General features: G+C 49.9%; 24 protein-coding genes. 1 reads left to right on the forward strand and 23 read right to left on the reverse strand.

The features are described from left to right. Positions 1 to 38: 38 nt before the first annotated feature. The 21 genes from Q7T66_RS15540 to Q7T66_RS15640 form a co-directional block, all read right to left on the reverse strand. Complete coding sequence (locus Q7T66_RS15540; protein ID WP_304934014.1) at positions 39 to 2,153, reverse strand: TonB-dependent siderophore receptor; 2,115 nt, start codon at positions 2,151 to 2,153, stop codon at positions 39 to 41. Between the two features lie 200 nt (positions 2,154 to 2,353). Then, the gene (locus tag Q7T66_RS15545) at positions 2,354 to 3,163 is read right to left on the reverse strand and encodes a PPK2 family polyphosphate kinase (protein ID WP_304934015.1); all 810 of its coding nucleotides are present in this window, start codon (positions 3,161 to 3,163) and stop codon (positions 2,354 to 2,356) included. Positions 3,164 to 3,165: 2 nt separating this feature from the next. Continuing rightward, on the reverse strand, positions 3,166 to 3,618 hold the full coding sequence (locus Q7T66_RS15550; RefSeq protein ID WP_304934016.1) for a CoA-binding protein: 453 nt from the start codon (positions 3,616 to 3,618) through the stop codon (positions 3,166 to 3,168). Between the two features lie 66 nt (positions 3,619 to 3,684). Continuing rightward, complete coding sequence (locus tag Q7T66_RS15555; protein WP_304934017.1) at positions 3,685 to 4,107, reverse strand: F0F1 ATP synthase subunit epsilon; 423 nt, start codon at positions 4,105 to 4,107, stop codon at positions 3,685 to 3,687. A gap of 106 nt (positions 4,108 to 4,213) precedes the next feature. Further along, complete coding sequence (gene atpD, locus Q7T66_RS15560) at positions 4,214 to 5,614, reverse strand: F0F1 ATP synthase subunit beta (RefSeq protein WP_304934018.1); 1,401 nt, start codon at positions 5,612 to 5,614, stop codon at positions 4,214 to 4,216. A gap of 70 nt (positions 5,615 to 5,684) precedes the next feature. Further along, complete coding sequence (gene atpG, locus Q7T66_RS15565; protein WP_304934019.1) at positions 5,685 to 6,554, reverse strand: F0F1 ATP synthase subunit gamma; 870 nt, start codon at positions 6,552 to 6,554, stop codon at positions 5,685 to 5,687. A 27-nt stretch (positions 6,555 to 6,581) separates the two neighbouring features. Further along, positions 6,582 to 8,117, reverse strand: a complete 1,536-nt coding sequence (gene atpA / locus Q7T66_RS15570) for a F0F1 ATP synthase subunit alpha (RefSeq protein ID WP_304934020.1) — start codon at positions 8,115 to 8,117, stop codon at positions 6,582 to 6,584. A gap of 50 nt (positions 8,118 to 8,167) precedes the next feature. Beyond that, complete coding sequence (locus Q7T66_RS15575; RefSeq protein WP_304934021.1) at positions 8,168 to 8,701, reverse strand: F0F1 ATP synthase subunit delta; 534 nt, start codon at positions 8,699 to 8,701, stop codon at positions 8,168 to 8,170. A gap of 2 nt (positions 8,702 to 8,703) precedes the next feature. Continuing rightward, positions 8,704 to 9,174, reverse strand: a complete 471-nt coding sequence (locus Q7T66_RS15580) for a F0F1 ATP synthase subunit B (protein ID WP_304934022.1) — start codon at positions 9,172 to 9,174, stop codon at positions 8,704 to 8,706. Between the two features lie 65 nt (positions 9,175 to 9,239). Next, positions 9,240 to 9,485, reverse strand: coding sequence for a F0F1 ATP synthase subunit C (gene atpE, locus Q7T66_RS15585; RefSeq protein ID WP_011872763.1), 246 nt, complete (start codon positions 9,483 to 9,485; stop codon positions 9,240 to 9,242). 93 nt (positions 9,486 to 9,578) lie between these two features. Continuing rightward, complete coding sequence (atpB, locus tag Q7T66_RS15590) at positions 9,579 to 10,424, reverse strand: F0F1 ATP synthase subunit A (protein ID WP_304934023.1); 846 nt, start codon at positions 10,422 to 10,424, stop codon at positions 9,579 to 9,581. 1 nt (position 10,425) lies between these two features. Further along, the gene (locus tag Q7T66_RS15595) at positions 10,426 to 10,764 is read right to left on the reverse strand and encodes an ATP synthase subunit I (RefSeq protein ID WP_304934024.1); all 339 of its coding nucleotides are present in this window, start codon (positions 10,762 to 10,764) and stop codon (positions 10,426 to 10,428) included. 198 nt (positions 10,765 to 10,962) lie between these two features. After that, positions 10,963 to 11,565, reverse strand: coding sequence for an alpha/beta hydrolase (locus Q7T66_RS15600; RefSeq protein WP_304934025.1), 603 nt, complete (start codon positions 11,563 to 11,565; stop codon positions 10,963 to 10,965). 36 nt (positions 11,566 to 11,601) lie between these two features. Further along, positions 11,602 to 12,501 carry a ParB/RepB/Spo0J family partition protein gene (locus tag Q7T66_RS15605; protein ID WP_304934026.1) on the reverse strand — a complete coding sequence of 300 codons (900 nt, stop codon included), beginning with the start codon at positions 12,499 to 12,501 and terminating at the stop codon, positions 11,602 to 11,604. Between the two features lie 102 nt (positions 12,502 to 12,603). Next, on the reverse strand, positions 12,604 to 13,374 hold the full coding sequence (locus Q7T66_RS15610; RefSeq protein ID WP_304934027.1) for a ParA family protein: 771 nt from the start codon (positions 13,372 to 13,374) through the stop codon (positions 12,604 to 12,606). Between the two features lie 112 nt (positions 13,375 to 13,486). Then, positions 13,487 to 14,035 (reverse strand): lipocalin family protein, encoded by a 549-nt coding sequence (locus Q7T66_RS15615; protein ID WP_304934028.1) that lies wholly within the window; start codon positions 14,033 to 14,035, stop codon positions 13,487 to 13,489. Next, positions 14,032 to 14,694 (reverse strand): 16S rRNA (guanine(527)-N(7))-methyltransferase RsmG, encoded by a 663-nt coding sequence (rsmG, locus tag Q7T66_RS15620; protein ID WP_304934029.1) that lies wholly within the window; start codon positions 14,692 to 14,694, stop codon positions 14,032 to 14,034. The genes Q7T66_RS15615 and rsmG overlap by 4 nt, the downstream gene beginning before the upstream one ends. Then, positions 14,691 to 16,628 carry a tRNA uridine-5-carboxymethylaminomethyl(34) synthesis enzyme MnmG gene (gene mnmG / locus Q7T66_RS15625; protein WP_304934030.1) on the reverse strand — a complete coding sequence of 646 codons (1,938 nt, stop codon included), beginning with the start codon at positions 16,626 to 16,628 and terminating at the stop codon, positions 14,691 to 14,693. Before mnmG ends, rsmG begins: the two co-directional genes overlap by 4 nt. A gap of 131 nt (positions 16,629 to 16,759) precedes the next feature. Continuing rightward, entirely contained in the window at positions 16,760 to 17,521 is a 762-nt protein-coding gene (locus Q7T66_RS15630; protein ID WP_304934031.1) for a TSUP family transporter, read from the reverse strand. 92 nt (positions 17,522 to 17,613) lie between these two features. Continuing rightward, on the reverse strand, positions 17,614 to 19,224 hold the full coding sequence (locus Q7T66_RS15635; RefSeq protein WP_304934032.1) for a GMC family oxidoreductase: 1,611 nt from the start codon (positions 19,222 to 19,224) through the stop codon (positions 17,614 to 17,616). A 111-nt stretch (positions 19,225 to 19,335) separates the two neighbouring features. After that, complete coding sequence (locus Q7T66_RS15640) at positions 19,336 to 20,856, reverse strand: CoA-acylating methylmalonate-semialdehyde dehydrogenase (protein WP_304934033.1); 1,521 nt, start codon at positions 20,854 to 20,856, stop codon at positions 19,336 to 19,338. Between the two features lie 418 nt (positions 20,857 to 21,274). Between Q7T66_RS15640 and Q7T66_RS15645 the strand changes: the two genes are divergently transcribed. Next, entirely contained in the window at positions 21,275 to 22,066 is a 792-nt protein-coding gene (locus Q7T66_RS15645) for a 5'-methylthioadenosine/adenosylhomocysteine nucleosidase (RefSeq protein ID WP_304934034.1), read from the forward strand. Positions 22,067 to 22,352: 286 nt separating this feature from the next. On the opposite strand, the gene Q7T66_RS15650 is transcribed toward Q7T66_RS15645, so the two are convergent. Both Q7T66_RS15650 and Q7T66_RS15655 read right to left on the reverse strand, forming a co-directional pair. Then, the gene (locus Q7T66_RS15650) at positions 22,353 to 24,380 is read right to left on the reverse strand and encodes an AsmA family protein (RefSeq protein WP_304934035.1); all 2,028 of its coding nucleotides are present in this window, start codon (positions 24,378 to 24,380) and stop codon (positions 22,353 to 22,355) included. 204 nt (positions 24,381 to 24,584) lie between these two features. Next, positions 24,585 to 25,547, reverse strand: a complete 963-nt coding sequence (locus tag Q7T66_RS15655) for a LysR family transcriptional regulator (RefSeq protein WP_304934036.1) — start codon at positions 25,545 to 25,547, stop codon at positions 24,585 to 24,587. Positions 25,548 to 25,695 lie beyond the last annotated feature (148 nt).

Genomic DNA, 25,695 nt, shown 5'->3' on the forward strand with positions numbered 1-25,695 from the left:
GCCTTTGTTAGAAGAACAATGGCAAACGCCAGATTACATCAGAATGCCAAACGACCTTGGACGTAGACGGTACGTGGCGCGCCGACCATACGACCGGAGTTGCCATCGACGTTACGGGTGTAATAGCGTTTATCGGTCAAATTGTTTAAGCCGGCAAGAATGTCAAAACCTTTTGAGTTAGGAACCTTCCAGCTAACTTGAGCATTCCAGAGGCGGAATCCAGGTACCCGACCTTGAACTACACCATCGATTGTTTGCTCAGCGCCGGTATTTGCATCATTCGAATACTGTCCGCTTTGATGCGTGCTCGACAAATTGAATCCCCAAGGGCCCACATCATATCGAGCACCTATGGTATCTGTATTGCGTGAGTAGAACGGCACATCATTACCGATGTAATCGCCGGCTTCCTGTAAAGCGCGCGTGTAGGTGTAGTTGGCAAATACATTGAGCCCGGCAAACGCGCCCGATTTGTCAAAGGTGTAATCCAGTGCTGTTTCTATACCATCGTGCTTCGTCTTGCCAAGGTTACGGAACACGGTCGGCGTTACCCCTGCGACCGATTGGATCTGATTGTCAAAGCGCATATTGAATACAGCCACTTCTGCAGTGACCTGATTGTTCTTCCAGCGAGCTCCGGCCTCAATGGTTTTTGCGAGTTCCGGTTGCAGTGGATTTCCAGCAGATTGCGCGTTCAACTGTGTATTTTGAACGACGCCAAACGATGTACCGTAGTTTGCAAACAGGGTCACATCTTGGGTCAATAGATAAGCAACGTTCAATGACGGCAAAGGCTTATTGTTCGTTACTTCAAACGTATTTCCAGTAGTCCGTTCATGACGCACTGAGTTGATATGCTCAAATCGTACACCCGGAGTAATACGCCATGCGCCGAATGCGATTTTGTCGTCGATATATACGGCATGTGCATCGGTGGAGTTATCTGTAGTCGTGCGTCCGGTGATTGCACCAGTTGCTACTGATTGATTAAAGACATTATCATCGCCGCGTTCACGTACATAACGATAACCAACCGTCAAATCATTAGTAACACTTCCACCAGCATTTAAACGTACTGTGTAACGGGGCTCGATACCGAGCACCTGATAATTACGCGGTTGATTTGCTAATTGAGTTCTCGCAGAGTTGATCAACACACTTCCACGCGAACTTTCATTGTAATAAGTGCGAATTTCGAATTCCTGATTAGGCGAAATATTGTTGAGATACCCAACGTCTATTCCTTTACGATCCCCACTCCAATAATCAGTTGGACGAGTATTCTGGAATGGATCTGCATTGTATTGAGCAGCAGTCAAACCGCCAGGAGTACGCGACGTAACGTCGTAGTATGAGATTTTTCCGTATAGCTCAGAAGTCGGCGTCAATTCGTAACGCATCTTCAACGCAAAGTCGTTGAGCTTTTCATCGCTGTTAGCACGCCAACTCGACCCACTCGTTCCAGAGTACAGCACTGCCAGTCCCAGGCCATTATCGAGTTGGCTACCCAAGAACATGCCGTATTGCGTATTCGAACCGCCCTCACCAAATTCGTTGTAACGCACGTTCGCATCGCCGGTCAGGCCAGGTGTCGTTGGTATCGAACGCGTCTTGAAATTAATGATGCCACCGACATTTTGGGGGCCATAACGCACCGCGCCACCGCCACGAACCACATCGATTGATTCGATATTATTCAAACTAACTGGTGCGAAAGAAAGTTGTGGCTGGCCGTATGGCGCAACGGCCATAGGAATACCATCCAGCAAAACCGTCGAACGTGGTGAATAACGTCCGGTCAAACCGCGAACACCGATATTCAAGGAAATTGCGCTGCCAGCTGTGCCGGAATTATCTGTCGATTGAACGCCAGGAATGCGGCGCATCACGTCGCCGATGCTGCTCGCGCCTGTACTCTCAATCGCTTCTTTTTTCACCACCGTGCGCGCACCTGCGTAGCGCTTCACGCTGTTTTCCAAACCTGTGCCGAGAAGATCGCCGCTGACTTGAATCGTTTCCAGCGTTACGCCTTCGCTTGATACGGCATCAGTTTGTTGCGCGTAGATAGGCATGGCCATGACGGCGAGCGCAACGGCTGCAGAACATTTCAAACGATGGATGACGATGGTAGGACGGCGTGATGTGCGAGCCATTTCTGGATTCTCCGGATGCTTAGGGGTCGATGTTTGCGCTGGCTAGCTCGCAGGGACATTGGTCGAAGCAGAGATACATGGCTGGCAAAACCCGAGGATTCTCGGGTTTATGATGATAGTAATTCTCGTTTATAGGGTCAATCGAAAGTGTCAGGTCCAGCAAAACTAGGCGAATAAATTCGCCTTTTGTGGCTTTTTCGTCAAACAACCTTGAGCTTGGCATAGGCCGGATTACCTGCAGGATATACAGGCTTCAACTTCTCCAGCGTTTCCAGCACGATGGATGCGATCGCTAGATTGCGATGCGTTTTTGAATCTGCTGGGATCACGTACCAAGGCGCATGGTCAGCATCGGTTTCGTTGATGGCTTTTGCATAAAGATCTTGATAGGCATCCCAGAATTTACGCTCTTCCAGATCGGCTGGATCAAACTTCCAATGTTTGTCTGGATCGGCGATGCGTTCTTCCAGACGCTTCTTTTGCTCAGCGGCGGAGATATGCAAAAAGAATTTCAGAACGATCGTGCCAGTTTCTGCCAGCATCTTTTCGAAATTGCGTATGTGCTCGTAACGTCGCGCGCATTCTTTCTCGTCTATCCAGTCGTGCACACGCGTGATCAACACATCTTCGTAATGACTGCGATTGAAGATGGTGAACTCGCCAGCACCCGGCACTTGTTGATGAACGCGCCACAAATAGTCATGATCTTTCTCAACGGCAGTCGGGCCCTTAAAGGCAACGCTGCGCACGCCCAAGGGATCGATCTTGCCGAACACGCCGCGCACTGTGCCGTCCTTGCCGGAGGTATCCATACCTTGCAAGACGATCAGGATCTTGTGCTTGCGCTGCGCATACAAAACGTCCTGCAACTCGGCGATTCGCTGCGCGAGCGCATCGACTTGCAATTTATCTTGGGCCTTGTCGCCACTGGAAAGCGACTTATCGCCGGCGTCCGCATCCACTACCTTTTGCTTTTTTGTTGCACGGAATTGTTGTTGGACGCTGGGCATAGTTATTTCCGCTCGCTTAGTTCTGCATGCCAAATGGCATGGTCGATTTTTGTACAACGATCGGCCACGACATCCAGACCGGCGGCGCGCGCCTTATTGGTTGCGGCTTCATTGATAACGCCGATTTGCAGCCATACACCACGCGCACGAATCGCAATGGCTTCGTCAACAATAGGTTCGACCAGTTCGGATTTGCGGAAGATGTCGACCAGGTCGATGCGCGTTTGCTGTTCAGCCAATGCAGCGGCAGCCAAAGTCAACGTGGCGTAACAATGCTCACCGAGAATGTGAGTACCTGCACACGCAGGATTGACTGGAATGACGCGGTAACCGTGGCGCTGCAGGTAAGCAGCGACGCCGTGGCTTGGACGATCAGTCTTTGGGGATAAACCGACCACGGCGATGACGCGTGATTCGGCCAGTAACTTGACGATGGTTTGCGGATTTTGATTCATGATTCCTTTTTCCAAAAACAAGAAGGGCAGCCTAAGCTGCCCTTCATTGTATGCGGGAATTCACGATTAGCGTTTTTGGCGCAACCGTTGAATCGCCGCCAACTGTGCAATCGCGGAGGCCAATTCAGCCTGTGCTTGTGCGTAGTCGATTTTCGATTCTTTATTGACCAGTGCTTCTTCGGCCAATTGTTTTGCTTCTGCTGCCTTGGCTTCGTCCAGATCACCACCACGGATTGCCGTGTCGGCCAGAACCGTCACGCCATCCGGTTGCACTTCCAGAATACCGCCTGCGACAAAGACGAATTCGTCTTCAGCCTGGCCAGCAATCTTGATGCGAACCGCACCTGGTCGGATGCGTGTGATCAGTGGCGTGTGGCCCGGCAAGATGCCGAGTTCGCCTGATTCGCCCGGCAGCGCGACAAACTCAGCTTCGCCGGAGAAGATTTCTTCTTCAGCGGAGACTACTTCTACGCGCATTGTGTGTGCCATGTTAGAACCTTATTTCTTCGTCCAAAGACCGATACTAAAGCGAATAACTTTCGTTTTGCTTGCGCGGTGTCAGGTTGAATCCTGCGCCGCGCAAGCTACTCAATGATTAGTTGAGTTTTTTCGCTTTTTCGATTGCTTCTTCGATTGTGCCAACCATGTAGAACGCTTGTTCTGGCAGGTGATCGAGTTCGCCGGATGCGATCATTTTGAAACCATTAATCGTATCTTTGAGCGAAACGTATTTACCTGGTGCGCCGGTAAATACTTCAGCAACGTGGAACGGTTGTGACAGGAAACGTTGCATCTTACGTGCACGTGCGACCAGCAATTTGTCTTCTGGTGCCAACTCGTCCATACCCAGAATCGCGATAATGTCGCGCAATTCTTTGTAGCGTTGCAAGGTACCTTGAACAGCGCGAGCTGTGTCGTAGTGATCTTGACCAACGACGAGTGGATCCAATTGACGTGATGTCGAATCGAGTGGATCAACCGCTGGGTAGATACCAAGCGATGCGATGTCACGCGACAGAACAACGGTGGAATCCAAATGGGCAAACGTGGTTGCTGGCGATGGATCGGTCAAATCATCCGCTGGAACATAGACGGCTTGGATCGATGTAATCGAACCAGTTTTTGTCGATGTAATACGTTCTTGCAGACGACCCATTTCTTCAGCCAGCGTAGGTTGATAACCCACAGCCGAAGGCATACGACCCAGCAACGCAGATACTTCAGTACCAGCCAGTGTGAAACGATAGATGTTATCGACGAAGAACAACACGTCTTTACCTTCGTCACGGAATGCTTCAGCCATCGTCAAACCGGTCAACGCAACGCGCAGACGGTTACCCGGTGGTTCATTCATTTGACCGTAGACCATCGCTACTTTGGAGTTGGCTGGATTTTCCAGATCAACAACTTTAGCGTCAGCCATCTCGTGGTAGAAGTCATTACCTTCACGAGTACGTTCACCAACACCAGCAAACACGGACAAGCCGCTGTGTGCTTTAGCGATGTTGTTAATCAGTTCCATCATGTTGACTGTCTTACCGACGCCAGCACCACCGAACAGACCGACTTTACCGCCTTTTGCGAACGGGCAAACCAAGTCAATAACCTTGATGCCTGTTTCCAGCAAATCTTGCGATGGCGACAATTCGTCGTACGCAGGCGCTTTGCGGTGAATCGATGCTGTGCGCTCGTGGCTCACAGGACCGCATTCGTCGATTGGGTTACCCAACACGTCCATGATGCGGCCAAGAGTAGCCGTACCAACTGGTACTGTGATTGGATTGCCGGTGTTTTGAATGATCATGCCGCGACGCAAACCGTCGGATGTACCGAGTGCAATGGTACGGACAATACCGTCACCCAACTGTTGCTGTACTTCCAGCGTCAGCTCAGAGCCTGCCATCTTCAAGGCATCGTAAATCTTAGGCATCGCATTGCGGGGGAATTCAACGTCCACCACGGCGCCGATACACTGAACGATTTTGCCATCAGCCATTTTCGTTCCTTCAATAAATAAAATTTAAAATCTGGTTGTTGAGGACAACTTGCGTTGTCCTGCAATCGAATTAAACCGCAGCCGCACCGGCGACGATCTCGGAAAGTTCTTTCGTAATCGCTGCCTGACGCGTCTTGTTATAGACCAGTTTCAGTTCGCCAATCACGCTACCTGCATTGTCGCTTGCCGATTTCATCGCTACCATGCGAGCCGATTGCTCGGACGCGAGGTTTTCTGCTACAGCTTGGAAAATCAGCGCTTCAACGTAACGCACCAGCAACTCGTCAATCACGGTTTGCGCATCCGGCTCGTAGATGTAATCCCATGCCAGCGAATCCGCATCAGCCTTCAACTTGTCAGCAGCCAATGGCAGCAATTGCTCCATCATCGGCTCTTGCTTCATCGTGTTGATGAACTTGGTGTACACGACATACACCGCGTCCAGTTTGCCTTCTTGATACGCATCGAGCATCACCTTGACCGGACCAATCAACTTGTCCAGGTGTGGGGTGTCACCGATTTGGACCGCATGCGACACAATTTTTGCGCCGATACGATTCAGAAAACCAAAACCTTTATTGCCGATAGCAACGGTTTCGACTTTCTTGCCTTGCGCTTCAAGTTCGCGCAGCTTGCTGGTCACGATACGCAAGGAGTTCGTGTTCATACCGCCACACAACCCCTTGTCAGTCGTCACGATGATGAAACCAACCGTTTTCGACACATCCGACTTCACCAGAAACGGATGCGTGTATTCCGGATTGGCTTGCGACAGGTTGGCAGCGATATTACGAATCTTGTCGCTGTACGGACGAGCCGCGCGCATCCGGTCTTGCGCTTTACGCATTTTGGATGCAGCGACCATTTCCATCGCCTTGGTGATCTTCTTCGTATTTTCTACGCTCTTGATCTTGCCACGTATCTCTTTGCCTGAAGCCATGAGTTATTACTCCTTATAGCCCCGGAATCAGAACGATTTTTTGAAATCAGCAATCGCAGCAGCCAAAGTAGCTTCGTCGTCTTTCTCGAGCTTTTTGGTGTCTTCGATTTTTTGCAGCAGTGCTGCGTGGCTGGACTTCATGAAACCGTGCAGACCTGCTTCAAATGCGAGTACACGTTTGACTTCGAGGTCATCGAAGTAACCTTTGTTGACCGCGAACAGCGAAACCGCCATCAACGAAATCGACAATGGTGCGTACTGAGCTTGTTTCAACAATTCGGTTACACGTGCGCCGCGATCGAGTTGCTTGCGAGTCGAAGCATCCAGATCCGAAGCGAACTGAGCAAACGCTGCCAATTCACGGTACTGCGCCAAATCGGTACGGATACCACCGGACAGGCCCTTGATGACTTTAGTTTGAGCAGCACCACCAACGCGCGATACCGAGATACCAGCGTTAATCGCAGGACGGACGCCCGAGTTGAACAACGATGTTTCCAGGAAGATCTGACCGTCGGTAATCGAAATTACGTTGGTTGGAACGAATGCAGAAACGTCGCCAGCTTGTGTTTCGATGATAGGCAGAGCTGTCAACGAACCGGTTTTGCCTTTAACTTCACCTTTGGTGAAAGCTTCGACGTAATCGACATTGACGCGTGCTGCGCGTTCGAGCAAACGGCTGTGGAGGTAGAACACGTCGCCAGGGTACGCTTCGCGGCCTGGTGGGCGGCGCAACAACAGCGACACTTGACGGTATGCAACCGCTTGTTTCGACAAATCGTCATACACGATCAGCGCATCTTCACCGCGATCGCGGAAGTATTCGCCCATGGTGCAACCGGAGTATGCCGAAACAAACTGCATAGCAGCCGATTCAGAAGCAGTAGCTGCAACCACGATCGTGTATTCCATCGCGCCGTGCGCTTCAAGCGAACGAACGATGTTTTTGACTGAGGATGCTTTTTGGCCGATAGCAACATAGATACACGTTACGTTTTGACCTTTTTGATTGATGATGGCATCGATCGCGACAGCTGTTTTACCAGTCTGACGATCGCCAATGATCAGTTCGCGTTGACCGCGGCCGATAGGTACCATCGCATCAATCGCCTTGATACCGGTTTGCATCGGTTGATCAACGGATTGACGAGCAATAACGCCTGGAGCGATTTTTTCGATAGGTGCTGTCAACTTGGTGTTGATAGGACCTTTGCCGTCGATCGGTTGACCGAGAGCATTAACGACGCGACCACGCAGTTCAGGACCGATAGGCACTTCCAGAATACGACCGGTACATTTAACCGTATCGCCTTCGGAGATGTGCTCGTATTCACCCAGAATAACGGCGCCGACGGAATCACGTTCCAGATTCAGCGCGAGGCCGAATGTATTGCCTGGGAATTCCAGCATCTCGCCTTGCATAACGTCGGACAGACCGTGAATGCGGCAGATACCGTCGGACACGGAAATGACCGTGCCTTGATTGCGAATCTCAGCAGTGTCGCCAAGACCTTGAATACGGCTCTTGATCAGCTCGCTGATTTCAGACGGGTTGAGTTGCATATAAACTCCTAAAATTTTTCTCTGTAGCTTGGGCTAGGCTCGTACGACGATTACGCTGTCAACGCAACTTGCATCTGTTGCAGTTTCGCGCGCACCGAGGTGTCGAGCACTTCATCACCAACAACGACACGCACGCCACCGATCAATGCGCTATCAACAGCGACGGTCGGGTTAAGCTTGCGGCCGAATTTCTTTTCCAGCGTTGCGACCAGCTCGGTCAACTGCGCTGACGACAGTTCAAACGCGCTGACGATTTCTGCATCAGCGGCGCCTTCTTGCGCATTTTTCAATGCGTGAAACTGTGTCGCGATTTCCGGCAACAGCGTCAGGCGGTCGTTTTGCACCAGCATGTTGATGAAGTTTTTCGCTTCAGCGCCAACCGGCGATTTGAGCGCCGAGATGAATGCACTGCTGATCACGTCATCCGAAATTTTCGGGTTGTGCGCCAATGCATATACATCGGGATTCGCGGCAACCTGGGACATTTCAGAAACCAGTTCAGACCAGCCATTCAAATCAGCGGCTTTCGCCACACGGAACAGAGCTTCGGCGTAAGGACGGGCAATCGTTGCGAGTTCGGCCATGATTACAGCTCGGCTTTCAGTTGGTTCAACAGATCAGCGTGGACTGCAGCATTGACTTCACGCTTCAGAATTTGCTCAGCGCCTTTAACTGCGAGGGTAGCAACTTGGTCACGCAATGCTTCACGGACTTGGGTTACTTGCTGATCAGCGTCTGCTTTGGCTGTCGCGATAATACGCGCAGCTTCTTCAGCAGCTGTTTTCTTGGCTTCATCAATAATGCTTTGGCCACGCTTCTCAGCATCGCCGATACGCTTTTGACCTGCTTCTTGCGCAGATGTCAGTTCTGCCTGGGCGCGCTTTTCAGCGGCTGCCAGATCAGACTTGCCACGTTCGGCAGCTGCCAAACCGTCCGCGATCTTCTTGGCGCGCTCATCGAGCGCATTCATCAGTGGTGGCCACACGAATTTCATCGTGAAAGCTGCCAGGATGAAGAAGACCACGAACTGCGCAATCAAAGTTGCATTTAAGTTCATGGTAATTCCTTCTCTAAGTAACGTATGCCGAAAATGTCTTCAGCGTGAAACGGTCAACGACCGAATTACTTAGCGATGAACGGGTTAGCGAATGCGAACAACATAGCGATACCAACACCGATCAGGAACGCAGCATCGATCAGACCAGCCAACAGGAACATTTTGGTTTGCAATGTGTTCATCAATTCTGGTTGACGAGCAGAAGCCTCAAGGTATTTGCCACCCATGATAGCGATACCGATACAAGCGCCGATTGCGCCCAGACCAATAATCAAACCACAAGCCAGCGCTACAAATGAGAGATCAGTCATGACAATTCCTTCAAAGTTAAGTTAATACAAAAATTAATACAAAAAGTTAAATCAAAATCCAAAAGCTTTATTACAGAATTAGTACTTACACCATCAATGCGATTCGTGAGCCTGACCGATATACACCAGTGTCAGCATCATGAAAATGAACGCTTGCAAGAAGACGATCAGGATGTGGAAGATTGCCCACACAGTGCCTGCAAGTACATGACCGAAGAAACCGAACGCGGTTGCGGTCGAACCCAGCAATGCAATCAACAAGAACAACAATTCGCCAGCAAACATGTTGCCGAACAACCGCATTGCGAGGGAAACGGTTTTCGCAGCGAATTCAATGATGTTCAACAGCAAGTTGAACGGTGCAAGCCAAATACCAAACGGTGCAGCGAACAGTTCGTGAACGAAACCGCCAGCACCCTTGATTTTGATGTTGTAGAAAATCATCAGCGCGAATACGCCGAGTGCGATACCCATGGTGCCATTCAAATCGGCAGTAGGAACAACGCGGTGATACGGGAAAATGTGGTCGATGCCGACTGCATGGAAGAATGCCGAGAACATATCAACTGGCAAGAAATCCAGCGAGTTCATCAGTGCAACCCAAACGAATACGGTCAATGCCAATGGCGCGATGAAAGAACGGTCGCCATGAACAATCGATTTAGCTTGGTTGTCGACCATTTCGACTACCATTTCAACTGCAGCCTGGAAACGACCTGGGACACCGGAGGTTGCCTTGCGAGCAGCCAGCCACATGAAAAAACTGCCGACAACGCCAGCAAAGATGGACCAGAAAATCGTGTCCATATTGATGATCGAAAAATCAACGATCTTATCCTGATGCTTGGTCGAAAAATGTCCCAGATGGTGGACAATATATTCGGAAGCGGTTGGTGCTGCGTGATGCGCCGCCCCTGCAGTAGCCATTTCAGTCGCCATGTCAGTGCCTAAATAATAAGATGATGTAACTTTTTAGCGCCACGATGAACGCGGCGACCAGCGCCAGCAAATTCAAATCGCGGTATAACCAGACCACCGCTCCTAATAGAGCAATCGTCAATGCAATCTTGATAAATTCACCGATGAAAAAAGTCATCGGATTAACAGACTCTGATTTTTGCGCAGCGGAAAATAAGCGTAGCGCAAACAGACCATTCGGCACCACGCAGCACAACCCACCTAACAACGCCGAATACAAAGCCGGCATTCCCGCGATCAAACCGGCAATAATGCTGGCGATTACCGTAGTCGCTAGTTGCATGAGGACGACGGGCAGCATACTGGGTCCAAATGGTGCAGTCCTTTAGCGATCTCGCGATCAAGCTATTCGGACTGGAGTGAATTAAGTCGTGCTTCCATGAAGCCACGGGATTATAAGGGCTTTCCTTATGCACCGTCAAACGTTTGCTTGGGGAAAAATCGCTGTCCTGATGACAGTTCAATGACAATCGCGGATCTTGCAACGCGAATATTTGCCTTATGCCAACGCCGCCAAATATTCACGACCTTGCGGCCAGTCGCCCAAATTGCTTTGCGCATTGATATGGCCGCTCGCGCCTATCGAAACGAATTCTGCATGCCAGTCCACAGCAAAAGATTTGGCTTTTGGCAACGAGCACCAAGGATCGTCGGATGATGCGACGATGATGGTTTTAAACGGCAACCGGAGGCGCGGCATAGGAGAAAAGTCGGTAGCAGCCTCTGGAAAATCGGCTTGCTCGACATCGGCTGGTGCCACGAGTAATGCGCCTGCGATCTTGTTCGCGTACGACGACGCATAACTATATTCCGCAACCCACCAAGCCACTAGCGCACAGCCCAGACTATGAGCAACTAGAATCACAGGGCCATCGATATTAAGAAGTGCTGCATTCAGTGCAGCTACCCAAACACTACGCTGAGGCGCATCCCATTCTTGCTGTTGCACGCGCACGACATTGGGCAGCGTCGCTTCCCAATGCGTTTGCCAATGACCTGCACCTGAATTGCCTAAGCCGGGCAAAATCAGGATCGTGTGGGACGGCGTTGAGGCTTTATTTGATGCGGTGCCGGACAACAGGCTTTTAGCGATATCTGACATTGCGCCCCTGCTCTGGCTGGTTCTCGTGATCTGCGATCAAGAATTTTCGCGCAATTTGGAAATGATGCCGTCCAGCGTATCAAGATCAGCAAAGTCGATGATCAACTGGCCTTTGTTTTTTGCACCCAGCTTGATGACAACCTGGGTTGCCAATGCATCGGATAACTCTTCCTCTAGACGCGTGATGTCGCGCGATTTTTCCTTGCCGCTGGCGCGTGGTTTGTTGCTGCCTGATTGTTCAAGCGTGGAACGTACGACCAACTTCTCTGCTTCACGCACAGACATGCGCTTGGCAACTACCTGATTAGCCAAATTGATTTGCGTAGCGCTATCCACTGCAAGCAAAGCACGCGCGTGGCCCATATCGATATCGCCTGCCATCAACATGGTTTGAACCGGCTTGGCCAGATTCAGCAAACGCAAAAGATTGGACACCGCGCTGCGCGAACGACCTACGGCAGTCGCGGCTTGCTCATGCGTGAAATTGAAATCAGCGATCAAACGATGTATGCCTTGTGCTTCTTCCAGTGGATTCAAATCCTCGCGCTGAATATTTTCAATCAGCGCCATCGCGGCGGTGGCTTCGTCGTCGACTTCTTTCACCAGCACCGGCACTTCGGTCAGACCAGCAATTTGCGCAGCGCGGAAGCGGCGTTCGCCGGCTATGATTTCATAACGCGGCTTGCCGTTGACCGGCGCGATCGGACGCACCAGAATCGCTTGCAACAGACCTTGTGCCTTGATCGATGCGGCCAACTCATTCAACGCACCTTCATCCATGCGGGTACGCGGCTGATACTTACCAGCCTGCATATCAGTAACGTTCAATATAGATGGCGCACCAGGAATCGCTGCGACGGCCTCATTGAAATCCGTAGCGCCGCCTAGCAATGCATCCAGACCGCGACCCAAACCTTTTTGTTTTTTCGTAACCATAATTCCTGACTCACATCGTTTGTTTGGAGTAGCGGCGCGCTGTTACGCATCCGGCTCTTCTCAGTGTTTAGCGCTATCGCGTTGTATAGCGCTTTGATTTATCTATATCGTTTTAATGCGTTCAACCATTTCCGCACCGAAGGTCAGGTACGCTTGCGCGCCCTTGGATGCTGGATCGAAGTTGATGCCCGGCATACCGTACGATGGCGCTTCAGCCAAACGTACATTGCGCGGAATGATGGTCTTGAATACTTTGTCACCAAAATGCTGTTCCAGTTGCGCAGAAACCTGCTGCGACAGAGTCATGCGCGGATCGAACATGACGCGCAACAAACCGATGATTTTCAAATCAGGATTTAACTTGGCGTGAACCTTCTTGATGGTGTTGACCAGATCGGACAAACCTTCGAGCGCATAGTATTCGCACTGCATAGGAATGATCACGCCATGCGCTGCGCACAGACCGTTCAGAGTCAACATCGACAATGCCGGCGGACAATCGATCAGCATGAAATCGTATTCAGCATCGACCGCATCCAGCGCATCTTTCAAACGCTTTTCGCGATTATCTAGCTCGACCATTTCAACTTCAGCACCAGCCAGTTCGCGATTCGCTGGCAGCACGTCAAACTTGCCTGCATCCGACGTTACACGTGCGGCATGCACGTCGGCCATGCCGAGCAGCACTTCATAGATCGATGACTTTAATTCGGCCTTGTTAATGCCGGCGCCCATCGTTGCATTGCCTTGCGGATCAAGATCCACCAGAAGTACGCGCTGATTCAGTTGTGCCAGAGCTGCTGCCAAATTGACTGCGGTAGTTGTTTTACCGACGCCGCCTTTTTGATTGGCGACGCAAAATATTTTTGCCATGTTCTCGTTTTAGTTAGTGGTCAATTTGATGCAACAGTCCATCACAAAACATCAGCGCTCATCACCGCAGCATTCGCCACTGCAGGGACCAACAACCGATGCAACGCTCCCCTTACTTTGCTGCTTTTTCCTGCACGGTTTTCACCAGCTTTGAAGTGTCAAAGCCTTGTGCGGTCACGCGATTAACCAGCGCTTCGTAATCTGCATCGGCAATACTCGGCGTACGCGACAAGACCCACAGATAATCACGTGATGGACCGCCTACTGCGACCAGTGAATAATCCTGCGCCAGATCGATAATCCAATAATCAGCCCAAATGAAAGGCACCCAATTCAACCAATCCGGCGCGAAACTGACTTTCAATTTAGCGTTGGTTTGCGGATTCTCGACGCGCGCGATGCCGCTAGCCTGATCAATTCTGCCATCGGCTTCTTTACAGCGATTGATGACATCGATATCGCCATCTGCGCGCTTGTTATATTGCGCGGTCACGTTGGCGGCACAATCCTTTTGAAAGCGATTTGGGAAGCGCGCAATTTCATACCAGGCGCCGACGTAACGTGTAAGGTCAACGCTCGCAACTGTACGCACCTCTTGCGACCATGCCAGATTGCTGAGGCCGGCCAATACCAATGCCGTTAAAACGAAAAGCTTTTTCATGACTTGGCCCTTTCAATGAAGATCAAATGACGCTCAGCCTGCAAAGTAGGTACTTGCAAGGCGCGCACCTCTTTTACCGTCCAACCGGCTGGCAAATGCGCCACTTCGGTATCGGGTGAAACACCCTTCAAGGCGATAAATTCGCCGCCATCGGCCAGCAAATGGCCCGACCAATTAACGAAGTCACCCAACTCTGCGAATGCACGCGAGGTGATCACGTCGAACTTCTTCGGCGCTTCAAATTGTTCAACGCGCGCGGTATAGACACTGACATTGCTCAAGCCCAGCTCTGCTTTGGCTTGCGTCAGGAACGCGGTTTTCTTGTGTACCGTGTCTATCATCGACACGCGCATCTCGGGCTGTGCTTCCGCCGCCCAGATCGCCAACACGATGCCAGGCAACCCACCACCGGCACCGACGTCCAATACATTCTTGGCGCCATCGAAAGCAGAAACCGCGGCCAGCGAATCCAGTAAATGTTGCGTCACCATCTGCACCGGATCGCGCACAGCGGTCAGGTTATAGACGGAGTTCCATTTGGACATCAACTCCAGATAATCAATCAGCTTGGTGATTTGCGAATCGCTTAAATTCAGCGACAAACCTTTTGCACCGTCCACCAATATCGCGGTCAGCGCCGCGCGATCAAAACTCTTCATGCAGCAGCTTCATTTGTGGTTGGAACTGTCGCGAATTCTTTGAAGCCGCCCTTTTTCAAATGCACCAGTAATAGCGAAATCGCGGCCGGCGTAACGCCGGAAATGCGCGACGCCTGACCCAATGTTTCCGGCCGTTGCTTAGTCAGCTTTTGTTTGACCTCAAAGGACAAACCTTTGACTTCCATGTAATCGAAGGTGTCAGGCAGCTTCAGATTTTCGTAGTGGTCATGGCGCTCGACTTCTTTCGCCTGTCTGTCGATGTAGCCAGCGTACTTCAACTGGATCTCGACCTGTTCGCGCACGGCCGGCTCAGCCACGCCTGGGCCACCCAAATCCTGTCCGTCCATGCCCTTCAGGCTCATCAAGGTGTCGTAGCTAACGTTCGGGCGGCGCAGCAGGTCTGCAAGTGCGTACTCTCGCTCTATCCCTTTCCCCAAAACACGTTCAGCTTCTGCTTCAGCCAAAATACGAGGACTGACCCAAGTCGAACGTAGGCGTTCCAGCTCACGTGCCACCGCTTCGCGCTTGGTTTCAAACATCGCCCATTGCGCCTCGCCAACACAACCAAGCTGCCGCCCGATCTCGGTCAGCCGCATATCCGCATTGTCTTCACGCAAGCTCAAACGGTATTCGGCGCGGCTAGTAAACATCCGGTATGGCTCGAGTACGCCTTTCGTAATCAGGTCGTCGACCAGTACGCCGAGATAAGCTTCATCGCGACGCGGCGTCCAGGCATCGCGTCCTTGCGTTTGCAAAGCTGCATTAATGCCAGCCAACATACCTTGCGCTGCTGCTTCTTCGTAGCCGGTCGTGCCGTTGATCTGACCGGCGAAAAACAGGCCCTGAATCACCTTGGTTTCCAGCGAAGCTTTCAAGCCGCGCGGATCAAAGTAGTCATATTCGATTGCATAACCAGGACGCAAGATGTGCGCATGCTCAAGGCCGCGCATCGATTGCACCAAGGCCAACTGCACGTCGAAGGGCAAGCTGGTCGAGATCCCGTTTGGATAGTATTCGTTGGTGGTCAAGCCTTCTGGCTCGAGGAAAATCTGATGCGATTCCTTGCCGGCAAAACGATGAATCTTGTCTTCGATGGATGGGCAATAACGCGGACCGACACCTTCGATCACGCCGGTGTACATCGGGCTGCGATCTAGTCCACCACGAATCAGATCGTGAGTTTTTTCATTGGTATGGGTAATCCAGCACGGCATCTGCTTGGGATGCATCGCTACCGAACCCATTACCGAAAATACTGGTATCGGATCCAGATCGCCCGGCTGTTCCTGCATCACCGAAAAGTCGATAGAACGACCATCGAGCCGTGGCGGCGTGCCAGTTTTCAGACGGCCTTGCGGCAGCTTCAATTCTTTCAGGCGTGCTGACAAGGAAATCGCCGGTGGATCTCCTGCCCTGCCAGCCGAATAATTATTCATGCCGATATGGATCTTGCCGTCGAGGAAAGTCCCGGCAGTCAGCACTACTGCGCGTGCACGAAACTGGATGCCGGCTTGAGTAACCGCACCAACCACGCGATCGCCCTCAACCAGCAAGTCATCGACTGCCTGTTGGAACAACCACAGATTCGGCTGATTTTCGAGGCGAGAACGGATCGCTTGCTTGTACAAAATGCGGTCGGCTTGCGCGCGGGTTGCGCGTACGGCAGGGCCTTTAGATGAATTCAGAATGCGGAATTGAATGCCTGCTTCGTCAGTCGCAATCGCCATCGCGCCACCCATCGCATCGACTTCTTTGACCAGATGGCCTTTGCCGATACCGCCTATGGACGGGTTGCAGGACATTTGTCCCAGCGTTTCTATATTGTGCGAAAGCAGAAGTGTCGATTGGCCCATGCGCGCAGAAGCGAGCGCAGCCTCAGTCCCGGCGTGACCGCCGCCGACAACAATGACATCAAATTTAGTAGGAAAGATCATAATGCGCCTCGATGAGACGGTAAGCAGAGGCGAGATTATAAAGTCTTTTTAAGATAATTTCGCCTGAACCCTGTATTCACTATGAATTAGATGGAATTTTGTTTCACGTGAAACAATCATGACCACCTGCTTCAGCCGATGAAAGCATCGTAGCCTGTCTTCAGAATCAGGCCACTAACAACCAACAGGAATAGCTTACGAACAAAGCCTGTTCCATGTTTGAGCGCCAGACGAATACCAATCAGCGAACCCAGCACATTACATACGGCCATCACCGCACCGAGTTGCCAAAGCAAATGGCCGCTATAACCAAACCACATCAACGCCGAAAGATTACAGGCGACATTGACTACTTTGGCGACGGCTGAAGCGCCGAGGAAATCAAAGCCAAAGAAGCGTACGAATAGGAAAACTAGAAAGCTACCCGTACCAGGACCAAAGAAACCATCGTAGAAACCAATGCCACCACCGACCAAAATGGCGAGGACCTTTTCCCTATTCCCAACATGCATGGGCGCGTGAATGCTACCGAAGTCTTTCTTTTTAAAAGTATAGGCAGCGACGGCCAGCAAGATGAAAGGTAAAAGTTTGCGTATAAAGTCAGGATGAATATAAGTGACGGTATACGCGCCGACGAAAGACAAGGCAAATGCAGCGCTAGCTGCTGGTACCGCAGTACTCCACTGCAGCCTCACTCGCTTGGCGAATCCGACTGCCGCAGCGCCCGTACCCCAGATACCAGCAAACTTACTGGTACCCAAAAGCGTGGCAGGTGCGGTATTGGGTAAAGCCGAGAACAAAGCGGGGATCTGGATCAAGCCACCGCCACCCACGACGGCATCGATCATTCCCGCCAAAAAAGCAGCTGCCGCCAAAATTACATAGTCCGTCATACTTCTTTTGCTAACTCCACTTTATACCCAGCCTACTAACATTCATCAGTTCTAGAGCTCATCCCTGAGTGGAATATATCCAGAGTCCGCGATTATCTGCTCGTACGTATCAGGATGGCGGCTTTTTCTGCCAGCATAATAGTGCTGGCGCTTGTATCGCCAGCTGGAATAATCGGCATTACAGAGGCATCGGCAACCCGCAAGCCAGCAATCCCACGCACTCTAAACTCGCTATCTACGACCGCCGCTGCATCATCGCCCCTACCCATTTTGCAGGTACCGACCGGGTTGGTTCCTGCAAAAGCAATGGTTCCAGCCAAACGCAATAGATCGTCATCGACCTGGATTTCCTGCAAAGCATACGGCTGCAATGCCTGGGCAGCGACGATTTTACGCGTCAGTTCAATGGCTGCTTTCGCCTTTTCTTGGTCTTCAGGCGTACTTAAATAATTGTTTGTAATCACTGGCGGTATCGTCGCATCACTGGAAGTAATACGAACACTGCCGCGAGAAGTAGCCTTCAAGTTGGCTACACTCACCGTAAAAGCAGGGAAATCATGCGTTGGTGTGCCGACTGAATCTTGAGACCACGGTTGAATTTGAAAAAAAAGATCTGGACTAGACTGCGATGAATCCGATCGCACCATCGCACCCAAAGGAGCAGGTATGGTTGCCAAAGGTCCTTTTTTCTTCATTAAATATTGCAAACCTAGCGACGCTTTGCCGATCCAACCCTTGGTTAGGGTATTCAAGGATTTCGCACCGCTTATTTTGAAAACCATTTTCAGTTGCAAGTGATCCTGCAGGTTCTCGCCTACTCCCGGCAAATCCTGTATGACGGCAATTCCGTGCTGCCGCAATAAGGCGCTTGGACCTATACCTGAACGTTGCAATATTTGCGGCGAGCCAAATGTACCTGCAGCCAGGATTGTTTCACGTGAAACATCAGCAATCCATTCGCGGCCTCCACCGACAAACTCAACCGCAGTACAAACATTGCCCTGCTCTGTTTGTTGAATAATCAAACGCGTCACTTGTGAGCCGGTCATGATGTCCAGATTACCGCGCCGCATAATTGTTTTCAAGAAAGCCTTCGCTGTATTCCAGCGCAAAGCGTTTTTCTGGTTGACGTCGAAATAGCCGCAAGCTTCTGCACTAGTTCCACGATTGAAATCGTCTGTCTTCGGAATACCTTTTTGTGCAACCGCGTCACGGAAGGCATCGAGAATATCCCAGCCCGAAGTCTGTTTCTCAACGCGCCAATCACCACCGGCGCCGTGAAATTCATTCGCGCCTCCGGCATAATCTTCCGACTTTTTAAACAGTGGCAATACCTGATCCCAACGCCAACTAGCATCACCAGTCAAATCAGCCCAGCGATCGTAATCTTGCGCCTGGCCTCGCTGATAAACCATTCCACCAATAGAAGATGAACCGCCCAAGACTTTGCCGCTTGGGTACAACAAGCTGCGGCCATTCAATCCTGGATTTGGCTCTGTACGATATTGCCAATCGGTACGTGGATTATCGTTGGTTCGAAGAAAGCCTATAGGCAGATGCACCCAGCCATAGTCATCCTTGGCTCCGGCCTCTAGCAACAGAACTGAGATATTTGGATCTTGCGTCAAGCGGTTGGCTAATACACAACCGGCGGTCCCTGCCCCTACTATGATGTAGTCGTACTTTCCTGCGGATTCGGCCATTGTCTCTATCGTTATTAATTGTTATGTGGCGGGCGATGATCTTGCATCGTGCAAACCTCATCATGGTGCAGGCTACTTACAGTCGACTGACAGATTGCACTCGCAACCAAATTACTTGCTGGTTGGCATCGTGAATTCAGCTCCCTTGGATATTGATTCCGGCCATCGCTGCATGATGGATTTATATCGCGTATAAAACTTGATGCCTTCTTCGCCATAGGCATGGGTATCGCCAAACATCGATCTTTTCCAGCCACCGAATGAATGCCAAGCCATCGGTACCGGAATCGGTACGTTGATGCCTATCATCCCAACTTCAACCCGGCGTGAAAATTCTCGAGCCGTATTCCCATCGGAAGTGAACAAAGCCACGCCATTACCAAACTCATGGGCATTGATCAATTCAAGCGCAGCGGCAAAGTCGGGCACGCGCACTATGCATAAAACTGGTCCAAAAATCTCTTCTTGATAAATAGTCATTTCCGGAGTTACTTCATCAAACAGACAACCTCCGAGAAAAAACCCCTTACTGTACCCTTCTACAATTAAACCCCGTCCATCTACCAGCAACTTCGCTCCAGACTGTACGCCAGCTTCAATGTAGGCTTCAATTTTAGCTTTATGCACCGCGCTGACTACCGGTCCCATTTCTGCGTCGGCTTCCATCCCGTTTGTGACCTTGAGTGCTTTGACGCGCGGGATCAAAGCCTCGACTAATTTGTCAGCCACGTTACCGACGGCGACCGCTACCGAGATTGCCATGCAACGTTCGCCAGCCGAACCGTAGGCAGCTCCGATCAAGGCATCAACCGCCTGCTCCAGATTTGCATCCGGCATCACGACCAAATGGTTTTTCGCACCGCCCAGTGCCTGGATGCGTAATGGATACGCGCCTTTGCGAGCAGCGCCTGTTGTGTAGATATATTCAGCGATCGGAGTTGAACCGACAAAGGACACGGCCTTCACATCAGGATGCTGCAGCAAGCCATCCACTGCCCGCTTATCCCCTTGCAATACATTGAAAACGCCATCTGGCAGCCCGGCCTGCTTCAACAGGTCTGCAACTATCAGCGAAGGTGATGGATCGCGCTCAGACGGCTTCAAAATGAACGTGTTGCCAGTAGCGAGTGCAACCGGTGCCATCCACATCGGCACCATGAAGGGAAAATTGAAAGGCGTAATACCGACCGTCACGCCTAAAGGTTGACGCAAATTCCAGTTATCGATGCCGCCACCGATATTGTCGGTAAATTGGGTTTTCAATAACTGTGGGATACCGCAAGCAAACTCGATAATTTCCAGCCCTCGGGTTACTTCGCCCTTGGCATCGGAAAACACTTTGCCATGTTCGCGCGTAATTGCTGCAGCCAAGTCGTCATGATGCTTTTCGATCAGGTCCTTGAACTTGAACAAGATACGAGCACGCTTCAAAGGTGCCATTTCGCCCCAAGCCGGCGCAACGGCTTTTGCAGCGGCGACGACTGTCTGTACATCGGCGTCGCTGGCCAATATGACCTGCGCGCTCACCTCGCCTGTGGCTGGATTGAATACCGCTTGCTGACTACCTCCAGCGGTTTCCGTTAACTGGCCATTGATATAATGCTGAATCCTCTGAGTCGAAGAATTGGTCATCTCTATTCTTTCAAAAATAGGACTTTTCAGTCCACATCAACAGTCTGAATAAGTGGCAAGACTACCATGCAAAATAGCCAAAAGTGCTGTGGATAAAGCTCTGATAAACAGGTGGATAGCTTGTGGATAATCTTGTGAAAAGCTGCTGAAGTTTTTTTATGCAGAATCTATTCATGCCCGATACAGCGTTTATGCAGGGTTTATCCACTTCCCAAGTTCTTGATTTCAAACTCACTTAACCGGTTATCCACAGAAAAGCACCTGTGTTAACTATTACTACTAAACATATATATAAACAATTAATATAAAACCAGAAACACAGTCGCAACCTCGAAATGCAAAAATCAAAGTCAAAAGCCTCTGCAAAACTCTGAACCCTCTTGATCACTTTCTTAAGCACTCATTTAATCAATAAGCCATGAAGAATCGAACAATAAAGATTGGTGTCATCAGTGCACTACGCGAAGAACAAGCTGGATTGATAGAGCAGATGCAAGACGCGATCACTGTGCAACGCGGCATGCGTGATTACGTCAGCGGTCGCTTATGGGGTATTGAAAGTGTTTGCGTTCTATCGCGTATCGGCAAAGTCGCTGTAGCAGCCACTACAGCGACTTTGATTGAAAGCTTCGGGGTAACCCATATCATCTTCACAGGCGTGGCAGGAGCAGCTGCTACAGACGTTCGTATTGGTGACATCGTGGTGGCAAGCCAACTGGTTCAGCACGATATGGACGCTTCGCCTCTGTTTCCACGCTTTGAAGTACCCCTAACTGGTTTATCGCATTTCTTTTCAGACAAGCAGTTATCCAGTCTGATGACGCAGGCTGCAAGTCAATTTATTAATCAGGATTTTTTAGAAACCGTATCTGAAGCTAACCGACAGGAGTTTTTGATTGATAGACCGCTAGTTCATGAAGGCTTGATAGCCAGTGGCGATCAATTCATTTCGACTAGTCTGGAGTTGAATCAGATTAATGACAACTTGCCAGATGTGCTGGCAGTTGAGATGGAAGGCGCTGCAGTTGCGCAGGTTTGCTTTGAATTTGGAATTCCGTTTGCGATAGTGCGTACGATCTCTGATAACGCAAACGAAGATTCACCTGTGGACTTTGTGCAGTTTCTGGAAAAAATCGCTGCGCGTTACGCCTTCGGTATAGTCAGACAATTTTTCAGTCTGGTACAAGAAAACAAAGTACACCTTAGTTAATTCTTAATTTTGTAGAGGCTTTTCGTTTTGATCTTCGATTTTTTGAAGATGCAAAGAGGTTTCTGGTTTTATATTAATTGTTTATATATATGTTTAGTAGTAATAGTTAACACAGGTGCTTTTCTGTGGATAACTGGTTAAGTGATTTTGAAATCAAGAACTTGGGAAGTGGATAAACCCTGCATAAAAGATTATCCACAAGCTATCCACCTTATCAGAGCTTTATCCACAGATTTTTAGCAGCCTGATTCAAAAAAAACAAACTTCAAAATACTCATAAGCCCGCTTATTTTTTCTTGGCAGCAGATTCTTTATAGGTTTTCCCAGGTGGTGGTGCGACCGGTTTTTCCTGCGCTTCTTTCAGCAGTACTGCACACTTATTCTCGACTTCATTCTGTGATCCGACATTGATCAAGGGCAGCAAGGCAGTCACTGGGGCTAATAAACCCAAGGCAACTACGCCACCGCTTTTCAATGCGACCACACCTTTATCAATACTGACCTTCGGTGTTTTGAAATCGCCTTTCACATACAAAGGCGCACGCAATGAAATAATCCGTAAGCCTTTGGTTTTAGGATTAATCGTCAGATCCAATTTTTCTTGCGCGAGATCGATATTCCCTGTGACGTACAGAACAGCGTCTTCCGTATCAAGAATCAAGTTTCGTGTTTGAATCAAACCATTCGTGACGGACAAATCACTAGCCATACAATTCAACTTGACTTGCTTGTCGCCAAACAGCTGCGACAAAACGACGTTACCAACATTTAAACCGATTTGTTCCAGTAATAATTTACTGATCGTGCCTTCGTTAATCAATGCCTTGATTTCGCCATTCGATGAAGCAAGCATGCTGGCGATTGAATTACCGGTTGCGGATAAAGAGGTATCACCATTTACTTCACCAAAGCTGGCCTGCATTGCTTCAAAAGTAGGGAATAACTGTTTGAGCTTGAGATGACGTGCTGAAAGTTTTATCTCAGCCTTGATCAGATCGTTGCGACCATCCATCTTGATATTCGCAATCATATTGCCGCCGGCAACACCAAAGTTCAAAGGCATCAGCGTGACAACCTTGTCTTGCAGCTTCAAATGCGTATCCAGATTTTCAATAGGCAAGGATTCATCTTTAACTATCTTGCGGCCAGTAATTTTGACATCTGCATCGATGCTGCCCCAGCGCTCAGTCGTAAATTTTTCAACCGGTAATATCTTATTCGATGGTTGATTGGCAGCGACACCACGTTCTTTTTTGCTCTCGTTCGAATCTGCGCCGATGATAGGGCCAAGGTCACTTAAACGCAGCAAGTTGGAAACCACAGTACCTGACAACAATGGTCTTGGTTCTTTTGATTCATAGGTCAAGGTACCGGCGATATCGCTTTCACCAACCTTGCCTTTGAATTTATCGTAAGTCCATTTGCCACCTTGCGCATTCATCACGCCATTCAGCTGACCCTCAGTAGAAAATTCTGGTGTCTTAGGCAAAGTGATACCGGTGATCGGATATAGATCGGCCATGCTGGCGCCAGACAAATGCAGATGCATATTGATCGCGGCGAGTTCTTGCGGCTTGGTTACCGTGCCATTTACGCGTATCGAGGTTTTGCCTACATTCAAATTCGCAGCGAGCGGAAAAGGCTTGTCTACATTTTTCAAGGCCAGCAAAGCACCAGCTTTACCATCACCACTAATTTTTGCGCCATTGAAAGTACCGGATAATTTCCAGCCGACGACGTAATCATTTTTTGCAGTGGGTTCAAGGGAGTCGATCGTTGCTTTTCCATCGATATGTTTGATCTCGTCTTTTAAAGTGATTTCGCCTTTATAAAAAAGCAGGCGCTGCAAATCAACTGTCCACGCAGACGGTTCGGTTTTCTTGAAGGTCCAATTATTTTGTCCATCGCGTTTGCGCTCCAGCCTGACAATAGGATCATCCAGTTGCAAGGTCGGGATCACGATAGTCTTGGCCAGCAAAGGCAAGGGATTTACTGAAAAAGTAATGTGTCCGACTTCCACCATACTGGTATCAGTTTTCGATTCGGGAGGATTACTCAGTGTCACATCGTGTGCACTTAAACGCGGTGCCGGAATCCAGTCGCGCCATGTGTCGGTTGCAGGTTGCGGCTTTTGCCAATTTAAAGCCAAATCGCCATTGATGGCGAAGGTGCGCCCGGTCGCCTCACTTACCTTTTGATTAATCCACGGTCTGGCTGCATTCCAGTCAAATACAAGCAGGAACAATACAAAGGCAAGCAGGACGGTAAATAAACCAATCGTGCTCCACATCATTATTTTTTTTGTGCGTGGCATAGCAAGTACCTAAATCAGATGAATCAAAAAAATAGGACTGGTTTGCATCTTGCGAGTTCAATAAGATTTCTAAAATGCATTTTTTACACGGAGATTCTTTTTATGGTGATTTTTACAAACAGCGCTTACGGCTGATAGACGTAAAAAAACCCGCGTTAGCGGGTTTTATAAACGCAAAAAATATCAACTCAAAAACGCATCAGATCAAATACGTTTTTTGAAATTGCGACCAATTCCATCATCTGTACTGGCGCTCAATTGTTCGCGTAACCATTTATGTGCCGGATTACGCGCATCACGTTCATGCCACAACATGTCAACGTGAACATCTGGCAAAACAAATGGCAACTCCTTGGCGACCAAGGCTTCGGCCATACCGGTAGACGCGATTAAATGGCGCGGCAATACGGTAATTAGATCAGAACTCGCAACGACTTTACCCGCTGTAAAAAACTGATTCACCGTCAACAGAATGCGGCGCTCACGACCGAGTTCGGATAAAGCATCATCCATCAAACCTTTCGCGCGGCCGGAAAAACTCACCAGCAAATGATGTGCTTCGCAATAGGAATCCAGCGTTAGTTCTTCCTTCGCCAACGGATGATTCTTACGCATCACGCAGACGTATTCACCGGTGTACAAACGCTCATGGCGAATTTGCGAAACAGCGGTATTTTGACCGCTCGCTAATTGCGCCGCGACACCAGGGAAAAAGCCGATCGCCAAATCGATATCACCGCGTAACAACATAGGTCGCGGCTCACGTGTAGTCAGCGGCACCATGCGCACATTCAAGCCTGGAGCTTCCTTCTCGATGGCGCGCACCAGAAAAGGCAGCCACAAGGCTGCGGTCGCATCTGCCATCGCCATCCGGAATGTCGTCGTAGCGCGCGATACATCAAAAGTGTCTGGCGTAACAGCCGCTTCCAGATCCGATAAAGCGCGCCGCACGATAGGCCACAACTCGGTGGCGCGCGAAGTCGGTTTAACACCGTGCGCGGTGCGGATTACCAGTTCATCACCTAGCGTATCGCGCAACCGTCGCAGCGCGTTCGATACGGCTGGTTGCGTCATCGCCAACAGGTTGGCGGCACGCGTCAAATTTTGTTCTGTCATGACTGCGTCAAACACACGCAGCAGGTTTAAATCAAGGGTTAAGAAGCTCATTTTCGTATTTCCATAAGGAAATTAAGTGGTTTTACATTATTCACAAAAAGTATAACTCATATCCTAAATTGAAATTAGATTTATATCTCTATGCTACCTATACTTCTATTCATCAACAAAGTTTATTAAATTTAGAGAGAAAGAAAAC

The sequence above is a fragment of the Herminiimonas sp. genome (assembly GCF_030655415.1).